At 43.1% G+C, this 15,395-nt stretch carries 10 protein-coding genes; 6 read left to right on the plus strand and 4 right to left on the minus strand.

Translation table 11 applies throughout. The features are described from left to right. Nucleotides 1-75: 75 nt before the first annotated feature. Nucleotides 76-1,947 carry a GAF domain-containing protein gene (locus tag V7Q33_RS00565; protein ID WP_333818581.1) on the plus strand — a complete coding sequence of 624 codons (1,872 nt, stop codon included), beginning with the start codon at nt 76-78 and terminating at the stop codon, nt 1,945-1,947. A 7-nt stretch (nt 1,948-1,954) separates the two neighbouring features. Here V7Q33_RS00565 and V7Q33_RS00570 read toward each other — a convergent pair whose 3' ends face one another. Continuing rightward, a complete protein-coding gene (locus V7Q33_RS00570; protein ID WP_333818582.1) occupies nt 1,955-5,890 on the minus strand; it encodes a beta strand repeat-containing protein in 3,936 nt (1,311 codons plus the stop codon). Nucleotides 5,891-6,215: 325 nt separating this feature from the next. Then, a complete protein-coding gene (locus V7Q33_RS00575) occupies nt 6,216-6,695 on the minus strand; it encodes an MOSC domain-containing protein (RefSeq protein WP_331978898.1) in 480 nt (159 codons plus the stop codon). A gap of 118 nt (nt 6,696-6,813) precedes the next feature. On the opposite strand from V7Q33_RS00575, the gene V7Q33_RS00580 reads away from it, so the two are divergent. The 5 genes from V7Q33_RS00580 to V7Q33_RS00600 all read left to right on the plus strand — a co-directional run bounded on the left by V7Q33_RS00580 (nt 6,814) and on the right by V7Q33_RS00600 (nt 13,357). After that, a complete protein-coding gene (locus V7Q33_RS00580) occupies nt 6,814-7,263 on the plus strand; it encodes a MarR family winged helix-turn-helix transcriptional regulator (protein ID WP_331978900.1) in 450 nt (149 codons plus the stop codon). Nucleotides 7,264-7,311: 48 nt separating this feature from the next. Beyond that, entirely contained in the window at nt 7,312-9,711 is a 2,400-nt protein-coding gene (locus V7Q33_RS00585; RefSeq protein ID WP_331978902.1) for a 3-hydroxyacyl-CoA dehydrogenase/enoyl-CoA hydratase family protein, read from the plus strand. A gap of 12 nt (nt 9,712-9,723) precedes the next feature. After that, nucleotides 9,724-10,896: a thiolase family protein gene (locus tag V7Q33_RS00590; RefSeq protein WP_331978904.1), complete on the plus strand. Its 1,173-nt coding sequence runs from the start codon at nt 9,724-9,726 to the stop codon at nt 10,894-10,896. A 135-nt stretch (nt 10,897-11,031) separates the two neighbouring features. After that, complete coding sequence (locus tag V7Q33_RS00595) at nt 11,032-12,834, plus strand: acyl-CoA dehydrogenase family protein (protein WP_333818584.1); 1,803 nt, start codon at nt 11,032-11,034, stop codon at nt 12,832-12,834. Between the two features lie 220 nt (nt 12,835-13,054). Then, a complete protein-coding gene (locus tag V7Q33_RS00600) occupies nt 13,055-13,357 on the plus strand; it encodes a hypothetical protein (RefSeq protein ID WP_333818585.1) in 303 nt (100 codons plus the stop codon). Nucleotides 13,358-13,360: 3 nt separating this feature from the next. Here the strand turns inward: V7Q33_RS00600 and V7Q33_RS00605 are convergent, their stop codons facing one another. Continuing rightward, complete coding sequence (locus V7Q33_RS00605; protein WP_331978910.1) at nt 13,361-13,741, minus strand: hypothetical protein; 381 nt, start codon at nt 13,739-13,741, stop codon at nt 13,361-13,363. 114 nt (nt 13,742-13,855) lie between these two features. Beyond that, complete coding sequence (locus V7Q33_RS00610; protein WP_333818586.1) at nt 13,856-15,394, minus strand: alkaline phosphatase D family protein; 1,539 nt, start codon at nt 15,392-15,394, stop codon at nt 13,856-13,858. Nucleotide 15,395: the final 1 nt, after the last annotated feature.

The raw sequence follows: 15,395 nt of genomic DNA on the forward strand, positions 1-15,395 counted from the left end.
AACAGTTTTCGTGCTGTCTTCCGGGTCAGGCAATTTTTCTTTGTACTGGGCCCCTCAACCTATTTACCAAAGTTTATGAACTTGAAAAAAATTGTGCTGAGCTTGCGCATACGTGCGAAGCTATTGGTGGCATTTGGTTCTATTTTACTGATGTCGGTTGTGTTAATCGCGTTGTCGATCATTTCCATTAACAGGATTATTGCCTATAAAGACGTAAATGAACAGGTTGATATCCTTAAACTTCACCTCGAAAGCATTGATCTGGCTACAAAAGAATTTATTTACGAAGGCTATAAATCGAAAACATTCCTGGAAAACCAGCATGATGCCTCTATCGATAAATTCAATAGCAGCATACACGACTCAAAGGCCATTATCGAGTCCATCAGCGGTTCGAAGTTGATGGAAGGAGAGAACACACTGCAGCTTACGCGAATGCTGACTGCATCGCTCGATAGTATTCAAACAGAATTTTCGGCACTTGTAGCATTGTTAAAAGCACGGGGCTTTAAAGATTTTGGCCTGGAGGGCTCTTTGCGAAAAGCTATCCATATAGTGGAAAACTCATCGTATCCGTTCAACAAAGTGGCGATGTTAACCCTGCGAAGACATGAAAAGGATTTCTTCCTGAGAAGGGACCTCAAGTATCAAAAGGAATTTAATGCCCGTCTTGATGAGTTTGTAACAGAACTTCAGCTTCAGCGAGCTCCCGCAGATCTTTTAAAAAATATCGATGAGTATAAGGCGCAGTTTAACAGTGTTGTAGAAATTGAATCGAAAATAGGATTAACACAGCAAGAGGGAATTAAAGGAAAGATTCTCCAGAATTTTGCGCGTGTTAAACCCCAGATTGAAATATTTCGCACGGCTGTTAAAGAAAAAAACGGCCTACAGATTCTTAGAACGCAGATTACTTTGTTTATAGTCTTCTTTGGCCAGATCATTACCGGGTTAGTACTGGCTATTGTCTACGCCAACCTTCTCACAAAATCGATAAAGGAAATACGAACAGCCATGCAGGCACTGGCAAATGGATTTTTCCCGAAGAAACTTGCCGTTCGCACCTCGGAGGAAATTGGTCAAACCAAGGAAGCTTTCAACCAATTTATAGACCGGCTTAAAATAGCCACCGATTTTGCAGAACGGATGGGTACAGGCGATCTGACGGCTGTCTATGACAAACGCTTCAGCAATGATGTGCTTGCACAATCTATTATTAGCATGCAGCGAAAATTAAAGGAAGCAGATGATCGGCAATATCGCATTAACTGGATAAACCAGGGCTCGGCACAATTCAACGACATTCTTAAAAACGAATCCGAAGCCGTAGAAGTGCTTGGCGACAAAATTTTAAAACACTTGGTAGCATACGTAGGTGCAAACCAAGGTGCGCTCTACATTGCACAGGAAGACCAGGGTGAAAATTACCTGGAACGCATTGCCACCTACGCGTATGGAAAGAAAAAATTTGAAATGCACCGCATCGGAATCCGCGAAGGTCTCATGGGTCAATGTGTCATGGAGCAATCCACAATACATCTCAAAGAGTTGCCACGCGATTATATAAAAATCACTTCAGGTCTAGGAGAAGCCACACCGCGTTCTGTAGTAATGGTTCCGTTAAAAGTTCGTGACGAAATAATGGGTGTCATCGAGATGGCGTCATTCGAAAACTTCGAACAATATAAAATTGAATTCATAGAAAAAACGGCTGAGCACATTGCGGCTATACTTTTTAACAAACAAGCTGTGCTGATAACCGAAAAGATGTTAATGGAATCGCGTGAGCAGGCCAACACCCTTCGACAGCAGGAAGAAGAAATGCGCCAAAATGCAGAGGAGCTCCAGGCAACGCATGAAGCCATGGAGCGCCAACGCCAGGAGCTGCAGGATGAGATAAAGCATCTGCGACAGCAGCTTGCAAAAATGGAAAGCGAATACGCCTGATAAAAATTTATCGGGCCAAGACTATTTTCTGCGCCGCAGACCTGATACCGTTGCTTGCTTTTACGATGTACACACCATTTGGGAAGTTATTGCTGAAAGGAACTTCAGCACTTCCGGTCTCATCAGCCAGAATATTTTTCGATGTTAACTGGTATCCCGACATATCGATGATCGTTACCTGAACAGCGGCTTGCTCGCCGAATGATCGGAGCAATACAGAAAAATCGTTTTCCTGCACAGGATTCGATGATAAGAATAGTTCAGGCTCCGAAAAGGCGCCATCAATTTCTACCGTTACAGGTTTATACGTTTTCGAAATTCCGTCCCAGTCGGTCTGGCGGAGTCGGTAATATGAAAGGCCGTTGTACGGATTGTTATCCCATGCTATGTATGTGTGCTCTGTAGTTGTTGTTCCGTTGCCTGGCATTTTTATAATGCCTTGAAAAATTTCTCCGTTTTTAGAATTTTCGATGGTGAAGTAATCATTTTCGCTTTCAGTAGTTGTAGTCCATACAAGTTTTATGCGGCCACCAATTGCATACGCCTTGAAACTTTTCAAATTAACAGGAAGCGGGTTGGCAGGATCTTCTGATCCCAATGTAAAAGGACTGAACGCAGTGATCAGATCGCTGGTAACTGAACCAGCACTCTGTGTACCGGTAATCGAATTTCCGCTGTGATTTACCCAGCGCGATCCGTCCCACCGAATTACCCGCAAATCGGCCCGCCCGGGACTTCCGGCATTGGCAGAAACTCCACTTTTGGCGTTCCAAGTAAGCGTTACAGTGGCATCGGTTATTCCGGATCGGCTCAATATCCAATACTCTTCGTTGCTGATGGTTTGAAGCGTTCCATCTTGCGTAGAGCCGTATGTACCTTCGGCACTCACCGGAAAATATTCAGCCGTAAATGTTGTTAGCGGAGTATTCGATGCCGTTATGGAAAGCGGGCGAAGTACTCCGTCTTTTCCTACCGGGAAAGTAAAGCTTGAAATTGAATTGGTTTGTTTTCCCGCCGGGCCGGAAATGTGAGAAGCATCATTGGCACCACTATGCGAGCCGGAAGTACCGAAAATAATATGACCTGAACTTGTTGTGTTAACGATACCACTTGTGAACGTCATAAGGTTATCTACTACGACATTCTGCGATACCGTTTTTGCCGAACCACCATCGATCACGAGATTGTAAACGTTGTACGTATCATCGCCCGATAATTCCTGTGCGCCTGTTCCGTTAAAAGTCAGTGTTCCTGTGCCCGGCACAAACGTATTGTTTTGTGTAAAATTACCAATGAGCGTTATGGCCTGACTGCCGGATACAGTGAGCGTTCCGTTCACCACAATACCGTAAGGAGATATACCATCGGAGCATTGATCAATGCTAGCGCCGCCCGTTAGTGTTACTGAAGCATCTTCAATGATTACTAATTCCTTAACCGTAACGGCCGAAGAAATTACCGGTTGAAACGTTGTATTCCTGATTTTAATCCGGTCGCGCACACCGCAGGAAGGTATAACCGACCCTGACCAATTGCTTGCCGTAAACCAATCTGTTTCATTTCCTGAAGTTCCGCCCAACCAGGTGATCAACACTTCACTGGCACCTATATCTGGAATGTTCAATCGTTGTGCACCATCAATATCTTCTGTAACTACAGAAGCACCCTGATCAACAATGTTATTATCAACAACAGCAGAACCATCTTCTGGTATGCGAAGATCACCTTCGCTGATGGAAACAAACTTTCCATTGGGGGCAGAGGCTACAGTACCCAGGTCAGAGAATTTGGAATTGGCGTCAGCTTGCGTTTGCCAGTTTGCAAAATCATAGCTGGTCGAAGCTATTAATCCGGTTGTTGTGGTATTTCCCGAATACAACAAATTATAGTCTGACGAAGTCAGGGTGAAATTGCCAGAACTATTTGTTCCGATCGCGTAATGACTTCCGCCACCGGTTCGATTGTTAAAGAAGATGTTTGTGCTAAGATTTACCGGTGTTGTTGATTTGCGATAGAGACCGAATGTGTTATCAGAATTTCCACCGCTGCCTGTTCCTGTAATCACGATTGAGTTGGCCAGAACAGAAAGTGTTGAACTATTCGTTGCGTTATTATAAATTCCATAAATCGCCACGTCATTAGACACACCATTGCCCAGAGTGATCATATTATTTATGACACCGATATTTGTTGTAGAGCTTCCCACAGAAATTCCAGCTATCGTAGTGTGATCGGAAGTGCTCGTCAGGTTACCAATCGTGTTGCGCTGAATCGTTGCTACATCAGCACCTGCGCTGATGCCATTGAGTGTATGTTCAACTGTGGTAGCACCAGCCACCGATAAGTAACCGATCTTGTTTTTATCTACGATGCTGGCATTATTGCTCGGGTTAACATTTATACCATTGATCTCATAAAATGTAGGACAGGTAGTGCATGCATTGAGCGTTACTGTGTTGGCAAGGCTGTTATCGGTTAACGAACCAATCTCATTTTTAGTAATGTTGGCTTTTACGCCAGACGTTCCGCAATTGATGCCGGAAAATATATTCTGAACGGTAGTAGGTTTACTGGTTACGGAATTTTTTACAATTACATTTTTCAGAACTGTTGAATATGTACTGCTGGATACGTCAATATTTATGCCTCTGAATAAAGCTGAGGTTGATGGCGTAGACGCTGAACTTAAAACCGAAAAATTCTGAATTGTATTTCTGCTAATGCTTACACTCTGCGTTCCGGCCGCCATGATTCCTGAAACAGTGCCCCCAACATTTGCATCCGTCACCGTTATACTTCCTGTGCCATCGGATTTTGAACCGATAAAGTTATCCTCAATTGTGCAGCTGCAGTTGTTGGCATAAATGCCAGCCAGTAAAATATCGGCAGAAGAGGAAGTGTTTGAAGTTGAAATGTTTGCAATGGTATTTCCTGTCACTTCGGCTGTAACGGTACCTGCACTCGGTTCTATCCAAAGAAGACGCGTACGAAAATAATTTGATGAATTTGTGGAAGTCCATGCAGCACTGCTTACTGCAGCTAAAGGACTATCGCCACCAATGTAGTTATTGTTGATGTAGAATGTTCCTGCACTGGTAACGTGTATACCGTATATGTCTCTGTTTGATGTACTGCTAATGGCGGTGGTTTGATAGATGGAATTATTTTCGATAGTCCAATTGTCATTATTTGTGCTCAATAAAATTCCACGACCAGAGCCAGTACCCGATGTATTAAAGAAATTATAGATATGGTTATAGCGAATAATGTTATTTTGATTGGGAATAGCCAATGATGAACCGGAAGAAAAAAGTCCGTTTGCAGGGCGATTATTGGAGTTTTTAATATCACAGTATTCAATTACAATGTTATTATTTCCGGTAATTCCACCCCCGCCGAAGTACACTACTCCACGGTTTACATTGTAATCACTTCCTTCAATAATAATAGAGCGGAGGGAGTTGTCGATAGCGCCACCGGTAAAACTGAATACGATCCCTTCACCCGCCGGGGTAGCATTTACGTACGTATTTGAAAACGTGAGATAGCGATTGGTATAATCGAAAGTGCTGTTGGAAGGATCACGGCCGTCAATAATAACGCGGTCCGCACCTGTAAAGCGGATTAACGCAGAACCGCCTCCGATAGCACCCGTGATGGTTCGCATAACATTCGTGCTCGGACGAATCGTCATCAGAAACGGACCGCCAAATTCAGTACGTTGATTTAGACTAATAGTGCCTGGCTCCGTGATGTCAGATACAATACTGACGATCAGGTTTCCATTAAGCCCTTGTGTATTAATGGCATTGAAAAGCCCACTACTGCTGGTAAGATCAGGGTAGGTGCCGGAAGTACCCACAGTAACTGTACCGGACAACTGAGCAAAAAGAGTAGTTGATGTCGCACAAAGCAAGCAAATAAAGATATAAAACCGTTTCATAAGACAGTCGAGATTTACCCATTCAAATATACCCGGAATTTTTCTGTACAACTCGAAAGTCGCGAAAATATCACAAGCATTGGTAAAAACATCATTCTAACAATACCGGAATGCGGTTTTGGAATGAAGATTATTTTGTTTCTGATGAATAAGAATCTGAGCTGGTGTGCGCTTTAAATCAACAATTTGAAATTTGTTAGCAGGCTATGCTCTAACGATATGAATTTCCATAGGTAGGTAATAAGCCCTTGAAATGGCTTGAAAATCAGAAAATCGGGAAATAATAAACAGAATTCTCTTAAAAGGTACTTATTCACTGATCTCATTAAATAATCGAAGGGAAGATATTGTCTCCTTCTTTTATCAAACCACTCAGAATAACTTTTGCTGTAATGCCTCCATGGCCTCGCATAGCATTATAACCTCCTGTACCCAGATTTTCTTCCATTCTCGAGCAAGGATGGCATTCTCCGGAATATTCAAAAATTGCTTCCCCAATCTTGAATTGCTTGTTTTTGAGTGAAAGAAGATTGATTCCTTCAACCACGATATTTCTTCGCGTAAGGGCCGGATCAACAGCGCCTCTGCCGAGGAATGAACCAACTGCTTTTAAATGTTCCAACTGAATGAGCGTTACCTGCCTGGAGCCGCCCGAAGTTTTATATCGATCGCCCGTCAACCCTTTATTTTGCACAGCCATTACTTCTTTTACAAACAACACAGCCTCCAACCGTGCTGGCCGGATTAAAATGGCCTTTACTCTACCGACCTGTGCATAATTTCCAAAGAGCTCTTTAAATTCCATATAGCGGGATTTGATGTGTACTTTAAAATACGAAGACCATGCAGATTCAAAAAAAATCCCAAAATACTCTGCATGCATAATAAAAAATTTCTACCTTCGCTCTCCCTCATTCAAACGTATGCGAAGGGAAGAAACTGTAGATCATCATATAAAAACAGCATGGCATGCTATTGCCCGCATGTATAACCAACAGGCGGGCAAGTATGATATTACAACTTCCATCGGATTTGTTTTACTGAACATTCATTCTGAAGAAGGAACGGCAGCAACCAAAATAGCTCCTCTAATGGGACTTGAAGCACGAAGCCTTACGCGCATGCTCAAAACGATGGAAGAGAAGAAGCTTATCTATAGAGAGCCTGATCCGACCGATAGGCGTTCCGTTAGAATTTTTCTCACGCCCCTCGGTAAAAAGAAAAAAGAGGTTTCTCGCCAAACCGTACTTCAATTTAACAATGTAGTGCGTCAACAAATAGACGAAAGCAAACTGGCAGTATTTTTTGAAGTGCTTCAAAACATTAACCAGATTATCGAACTAAATAATATTTACGAAAAAGTAGAGAATTAACTTCGTGCAGTTGTGACATCGCTGCATGAATTCATCAAAATATATAGTATGAAACGTTCTATTCGCAAAGTTGCTGTTTTAGGTTCCGGCGTAATGGGTTCAGCCATCGCTTGCCATTTTGCCAACATTGGCTGCCAGGTAATGCTTCTTGATATTGCTCCGAAAGAGCTGAATGATGAAGAGAAAGTTAAAGGTCTTACAGTGGAAAGTAAAGCTGTAAAGAATCGCATCGTTCAGAGTTCATTCGATCGCTCGATCAAGTCTAGTCCCGGTCCTATATATAGCAGGAAATTTATCTCGCGCATTACACTCGGCAACTTCGATGACGATATGGCCAGGATCAAGGACTACGACTGGATTATCGAGGTGGTTGTAGAAAACCTGGATATAAAAAAGAAAGTATATGAGCAGGTAGAAAAATTCCGCAAGCCGGGCACGCTCGTTACTTCCAACACATCGGGTATACCCATACATCTGATGGCCGAAGGAAGAAGCGATGACTTTAAAAAGAATTTTGCGGGTACGCACTTCTTTAATCCTCCCCGCTATCTCAAATTACTCGAAATCATTCCAACACCACATACCGATCCGGAAGTAGTTAAATTCCTGATGCACTATGGCGATCTGTATCTTGGAAAAACAACCGTGCTCTGTAAAGATACTCCAGCCTTTATCGGTAACCGTGTAGGTGTATGGGGCTTATTGAAAGTGATTGATGCCATGCGCAAATTCGACCTCAACGTTGATGAAATTGATAAACTTACAGGTCCGGTAATTGGCAGGCCAAAATCTGCAACGTTCCGCACATCTGATCTTGTAGGGTTGGATACACTGGTAAAAGTAGCGAACAACTTATACGCTGCACTTCCGAATGATGAAGGCCGTGAGATGTTCAGGTTGCCTGAGGTAGTAAATCAGCTGGAAAAAAATAAATGGCTAGGCGATAAAACCGGTCAGGGTTTCTATAAAAAATCAAAGAATGCGAAAGGAGAAACCGAAATCCTGACACTCGATCTGAAAACACTTGAATATAAAACAAAAGCCAAAGCAAAATTTGCCACACTTGAAACCACTAAAACGATCGATAATCTGAAAGATCGCTTTAAAGTGTTGCTTGCAGGAAAAGACAAGGCGGGAGATTTTTATCGCGATGCTTTTTATGGACTCTTTCAATATGCCAGCAATCGCATACCTGAAATTGCAGACGAGCTCTATAAAATAGATGATGCCGTATGTGCAGGTTTCGGATGGGAACTTGGTCCTTTTGAAACCTGGGATGCAGTTGGCGTGGAGAAAGCCATTCAGGGAATGGAAGCAGCAGGTTATAAACCTGCGCAATGGGTATACGACATGGCTACCTCTGGTAACAAATCGTTCTATAAGGTTGAAGGCGGTAAGCGTCAGTACTATGATATACCTTCCAGGTCGTATAAAAATATACCTGGCAAAGAAGAATTTATCATCCTCGAAAACCTCAGCAATAATATTATCTGGAAAAATGCAGAGTCGAAAGTTACTGATCTCGGTGATGGTGTAATCAACTTCTCATGGCATAGCAAAAGCTATACATTGGGAAGCTCTGTAATAGAAGGTTTGAACAAAGCGATAGACCTCGCGGAAAAAGATTACCGTGGTCTTGTGATAGGACATCAGGGTGCAGATTTTTCTTTGGGTGCAAATCTCGGTTTGGTTTTCATGTTTGCAATAGAACAAGAGTATGACGAGATCGACTTTATGGTTCGTCAGTTTCAGAATTCAGTAATGCGCATTCGCTACTCTTCTGTTCCGGTTGTAGTAGCACCGCAGGGAAGAACGTTGGGAGGAGGTTGTGAAATGACGCTGCATTCAGATCTTGCACAAGCTGCTGCGGAAACGTATATCGGCCTTGTGGAAGTTGGTGTTGGATTGATTCCCGGTGGAGGTGGAACGAAAGAACTTACCAAACGCGTAAGCGATGCCATTGAAGAAGGCGATGTAGAACTGAATGCGTTGCAAAATGCGTTTATGAATATAGCCACTGCTAAAGTAGCACTGTCTGCCGAAGAGGCACGAGACATGGGTATACTTCGTAGTAAAGATCGCATTTCCGTAAACAAAGATCGGCAAATACTCGATGCCAAAGCTGCCGTAATTGAACTGGCAGAGGCTGGCTATACTATGCCGGTACCTGCGAGAAATGTTAAAGTGCAGGGAAGAACCGGTATGGCACTTTTCATGGCCGGTATACAGGGTATGCGGATGGGTAACTACATCAGCGATCACGATATGAAGATTGCACGATGGATCGCCAACGTAATGTGTGGAGGAGATCTTTCGCAACCACAGGAGGTAAGCGAGCAATACTTGCTTGACCTTGAGCGCGAGGCATTTGTTTCTCTCACCGGCGAGAAAAAGACACTCGAAAGAATTCAATCGATACTTACAGGTGGCAAACCACTGAGAAACTAAAATATTAAAACTATGAATGCATATATAGTTGCCGGTTTCCGCACCGGTGTTGGTAAAGCTAAGAAAGGTGGATTTCGTTTTACAAGGCCAGATGATCTTGCTGCAGATGTAATCAAACATCTTGTAAAATCTGTTCCGGGTCTTGAAAATAAAATGATCGATGATCTCATCGTTGGTAACGCCGTGCCTGAAGCAGAGCAAGGTATGCAGATGGGTAGAATGATATCGCTGCTTGCATTAGGTATTGATACTCCAGGCATGGTAGTGAATCGCTACTGTGGCTCCGGTGTAGAAACCATTGCTATCGCCAGTGCGCGCATTCATGCTGGCCAGGCTGATGTCATTATAGCAGGTGGAACCGAGTCTATGTCGCTGGTTCCGGTAATGGGTTTTAAAACGGCCCTTAATTATACAATCGCGAAAGATCATCCTACATATTATACAAGCATGGGTCTTACTGCAGAGGAAGTTGCCAAGCAGTTCAAGATATCGCGCGAAGAGCAGGATCAGTTTTCATATGAGTCGCACATGAAGGCTGCCGCTGCATGGAAGGAAGGAAAGTTTAAAGAGGAAGTTGTTCCCATCACTGTGAAAGAAGTTTATGTAGATGAGAACATGAAAAAGAAAACAAGAGAGTTTATTGTCGATAAAGACGAAGGCATTCGAGCTGATACAACCGTTGAAGGACTTTCAAAACTTAAACCTGTTTTCGCTGCGAGTGGTAGCGTTACAGCCGGTAACTCTTCACAAACTTCAGATGGTGCTGCCTTTGTGGTGGTAATGTCTGAACGAATGGTGAAGCAATTGAATGTAAAACCGATTGCCCGCCTGGTAAGTTACGCCGTAGCTGGTGTTGACCCGCGCATTATGGGTATAGGGCCTGTGGCTGCTATACCAAAAGCACTAAAGCTGGCAGATTTGAAACTGGATGATATCGATCTCTTTGAATTGAACGAAGCATTCGCTGCACAATCTCTTGCTGTAGTAAAAGAACTCGGTATAGATAAAACAAAACTCAACGTAAACGGAGGAGCCATTGCCGTTGGGCATCCGTTGGGATCGTCTGGTGCCCGCTTGTCGGTGCAGCTCTTTGGCGAACTGCGCAGACGAAAGAAAAAGTACGGCATGGTAACGGCCTGCGTGGGAGGAGGACAAGGCGTGGCCGGCATTTATGAATTGCTCTAGCATTTGCTATACCGCTTACCCATGTTACAGAAGTATAACGGAGCACCGAAGTTGTATTAGAATCAAAGTAAATTTAAAAACCTTGATGAGATTGACGAACCTGCTTTATGCATCTCATCGCAAAAATGTAAAACTATGAGCACGGCAACAGAAACCAAACAAGCTATTAAAGGTGGTGAATTTTTGATCCGCGACACTGCCGCCAATGAAATCTTTATACCGGAAGAATTCAATGAAGAGCAACGCATGATCCAGCAGCAGTGTAAAGACTTTCTTGCAAAAGAAGTATGGCCACGCCTGGATGAAATTGATTCAATGAAAAATCCGCAACTCATGCCTTCTATTCTGGATAAAGCAGGTGAGTTGGGACTGCTGGGAACATCGGTGCCGGCAGAACTTGGCGGGTTTGGAATGGACTTTAATACAACAATGCTTGTAGCAGAAGTAATTGGAGCCGGTCACTCCGTTGCTGTTGCACTTTCTGCACATACCGGTATCGGTACACTTCCTATACTTTACTATGGAAACGATGCACAAAAACAGAAATATATACCCAAGCTCGCTACAGGTGAATGGAAAGCGGCTTACTGCTTAACGGAACCGGATTCAGGATCAGACGCCAATAGTGGCAAAACAAAAGCTGTGCTCAGCCCGGATGGTAAGCACTATATCATCAACGGCCAGAAGATGTGGATCACCAACGGTGGTTTTGCTGATGTATATGTTGTGTTCGCAAAAATTGATAACGATAAAAACCTCAGTGCTTTTATCGTTGAGAAATCTTTCGGTGGCATTACCATGAATGAAGAAGAAAAGAAGATGGGTATAAAAGGATCATCCACCCGCCAGATCTTCTTCAATGATTGCAAAGTTCCGGTAGAGAACATGTTGAGCGAGCGTGAGAATGGATTCAAGATTGCTGTGAACATTCTGAACATCGGTCGTATTAAATTGGGTATAGCAGCACTGGGTGGTAGCAAGCAGACAGCAACACAGGCTACACGCTATGCTAATGAACGCAAGCAGTTCGGAGTTTCTATTTCATCTTTCGGAGCTATTAAATATAAACTCGCTGAAATGGCTGTGAAGATTTTTGCGTCAGAATCTGCGCACTACCGGGCAAGCCAAAATATAGATGATGCTTACCATGCATTCATAGCAGGAGGAATGGATTCATCAAAGGCCCGTTTGAAAGCGCTTGAAGAATTTGCCATTGAGTGTGCTATTCTGAAAGTTCATGGTTCTGAAGTGCTGGACTATGTAACCGATGAAGGCGTGCAGGTATATGGCGGTATGGGATTTTCCGCTGAAGGACCTATGGATCGTGCATACCGCGATGCCCGAATCAACCGCATCTTTGAAGGGACCAACGAGATCAACCGCCTTCTTACAATTGATATGTTGTTGAAGCGCGCTATGAAGGGCACCATCGATTTGATGTCGCCTGCTATGGCTGTGCAGAAAGAACTTTTGGCAATACCCGATTTTGGTGCCAGCGAAGAGGAAGGAATTTTTGTGAAGGAAAAGAAAGCGCTGGCGAATCTGAAGAAAGCAGGTTTGATGATTGCAGGAGCGGCCGTGCAGAAATTTATGATGAAGCTTTCAGACGAACAAGAGATCATCATGAACCTTGCCGATATACTCATTGAAGCGTATGTAGCTGAATCTGTTTTACTCCGCGTTGAAAAACTGATTCAACAGAAAGGAGAGAAGGCAGTAGAGATACAGAAAGAGCTTGCACTGGTATATCTGCATCACGCGATTAACAAAGCAGCTGCAGCAGGTCGCGAAGCGATTTCATCTTTTGCAGAAGGAGATGAACAACGCCTCATGCTGATGGGCTTGAAACGCTTTACCAAAATTGATGCTTACAACCTGAAAGAAGCCAGAAGAAAAATTGCCAACTATATAATTGAAAAAGGAGAGTATCCTTTCTAGTAGCTAGATTTTACCTTAACCTAAACTGTGAAGAGGCCGGAGCAATCTGGCCTTTTCTATTTTTCACACTGTTCATATTCGTAAATAGCGCTGTTCGAAAGCCGACAAAAGACAGGTACCGTAATGAAAAAACATGTCTTTGCACGCTGCTTTCAGTGTTTTGATAAATAGGTAAGCCTTTTGTAGTAAATTAATCAGCGTCTATAAACTTGTTGATTATATGCAAACTCGCAGCTCAAACTCTTCGGCAACCACTGCATTGATTGCCGTTTTATTGGTACTGTCGTTTCCGTTTTGGATCGGAATTGTTGGCGGATTGTTCGGTTTGATAATAGGAATTTTTGGTGGCGTCATCGGGGCTATTGGAGGAATTATTGGTGGTATATTGGGAGCCATTGGAGGCCTGATCGGTTGGATTTTTGACTGGAATTTTCACTTTCCGTTTTTCTTTGGGCACAGTAGTTTCTTTACCCTCGTAGCAATCATTCTACTGGTTGTTATCCTTATCAAAACAAGAAAGTAATGTTTACGTAACCGGATGTCGGTTATATAGATTGGGATTAAGGAAGTATTTCGAATAGATCGGATACTTCTTTACTTCCACGATCTCAGGTTTAAGCTTGTTTACAAAAACAACTTTATATTGAAATTCAAATCCCTTCTCAACATGAACGCTCTTTCGAACAACATACCATTGTTTATTCCAGGGATTAAGAACTTTTACTTCGAGGTGAAATAAGCCGGGAGTACTTCGCACACGAACAACCTTGCCTGGTTGTTTATTGTATAACTTTCCATTAACCGATACTAAAATACTCGTTCCATTTTCCGTACGAATCGCAATACCGGAATCATAACCAAAGGCACTCAGGGAGGCCAGCAACAGCACAGGTAGCAGCGTTTTCATAGAACATTTTTTATATATATTAACGCAAGCACCGTGCCATCGTTCAAGCTATAGCCAACAAAAAAGGTTGCAGAATTTGCAACCTTTTCATCGTCTGTATAAACGAAATATAGTTTACTTCAGAACGTGTTTATCTTTATCAATGGTATATCGTTTTCCCAGTGTTTCTTTGTTGTCAACAGCACGCAAAGTTTGTACATAGAACCATTCGGCTTTTGCACGTTGCGGATATAGCGTTAACAGCAGATAGCCATGATCGCGGTTGTTTACATACTTCACATGCGGATTCAGCTTCATCAGCTTTTGCTCTTTCGTTTTCACAGAATCATCCGGATTGCCCTCGTTTCCATTTCCCGATGATATACTTGTAGTGCCTAATTCCACAGCGATGGCTTGTTGCTTCTTTGTTTTTCCTTGCCCGGCATCCATCATGGTTTCTATCGCCCACGAAGCATGCGTATCGCCTGAAACAAAGACTATATTGTTGATCTTATTTTGAAGGATAAATTGTTCGAGGCGTTTCTTCTCTGCCGGATAACCATCCCATGCATCGAGATTTTTAGGCATGCCACTTTTATACATGCCAGTAATGTCCAAGTCAGAAAAGAGCACTTGGTTGCCAATCACTTTCCAGGTTGTCTTTGAGTTCTTCAACGAGTTTTCAAACCACTGTAGTTGCTCGGTTCCTAACATGCTGCGTGTGTCACTCTCAAAATCAGGAGCCGTAACACTATCCGCTTGCATGGTTCTTCCTTCAAGACGCTCGTCTAACATGATGAGCTCGGCAAGATCTCCGAACGTAAATGAACGGTAATGTTTATTACCTTCGCGAATAGGAAGCCACTCATAGTACGCTTGTTTTGCTGCGGCTTTACGTTGATTGAAATCGCCTTCTTCTGGCTGATGATTTTGCGCTCCACTGATATATACATTATTGGCCACTTCGTGATCATCCCAAATGGTAATGAACGGATGGCGCAGTTCTGCCTTTCGCAGTCCTTCATCCAGGTGATATTGCGAATAACGGGTTCTATAATCCTGAAGCGAAACAATTTCGTAGGCAGGTAAATGTCTTCTTCCAATGGTTGTGTCGCCATATTTACCGGTAGCATACTCATAGATATAGTCGCCCAGGTGCACCAGTGCATCAACCTCTTTATCGGCAATAATATTATAGGCGTTGAAGTAACCGAACTCCCAGTTGCTGCAGCTCACAATCGCCAGCTTGAGGCTGTCTAATGCATCTGCAGAAATAGTCTTTGTTCTACCCGTAGGAGAAGTACCTCCAAGCGCATGAAAGCGATAATAGTAATATTGATTGGGTTGCAGTCCATCGACATCTACTTTCACGGTATAGTCACGAGCCTGATTTGTTTTCAACGAGCCGGATTTAACCAGAGACGAAAAATTCTCATCGGTGGCTATTTCCCAGCGAACGGAGATCTCAGCAACCGAATCATCAGGTGTAACACGCGTCCACAAAATCACGCGGTCTTGCAAAGGATCGCCAGATGCAACACCATGATAAAACGGTTTTAAAGAAGCATCAAATAAAGCAGCAACAGGTTCATGCAATTTTTTCTCAACGGCCTTTTTTGAAGAACAGCCTATTATGAGCGAAGCTGCACAGAAGAGGAGTATATAATTTTTCATT

It is taken from the genome of Ohtaekwangia sp., from assembly GCF_036786105.1.
Taxonomy (GTDB): Bacteria; Bacteroidota; Bacteroidia; order Cytophagales; family Cyclobacteriaceae; genus Ohtaekwangia.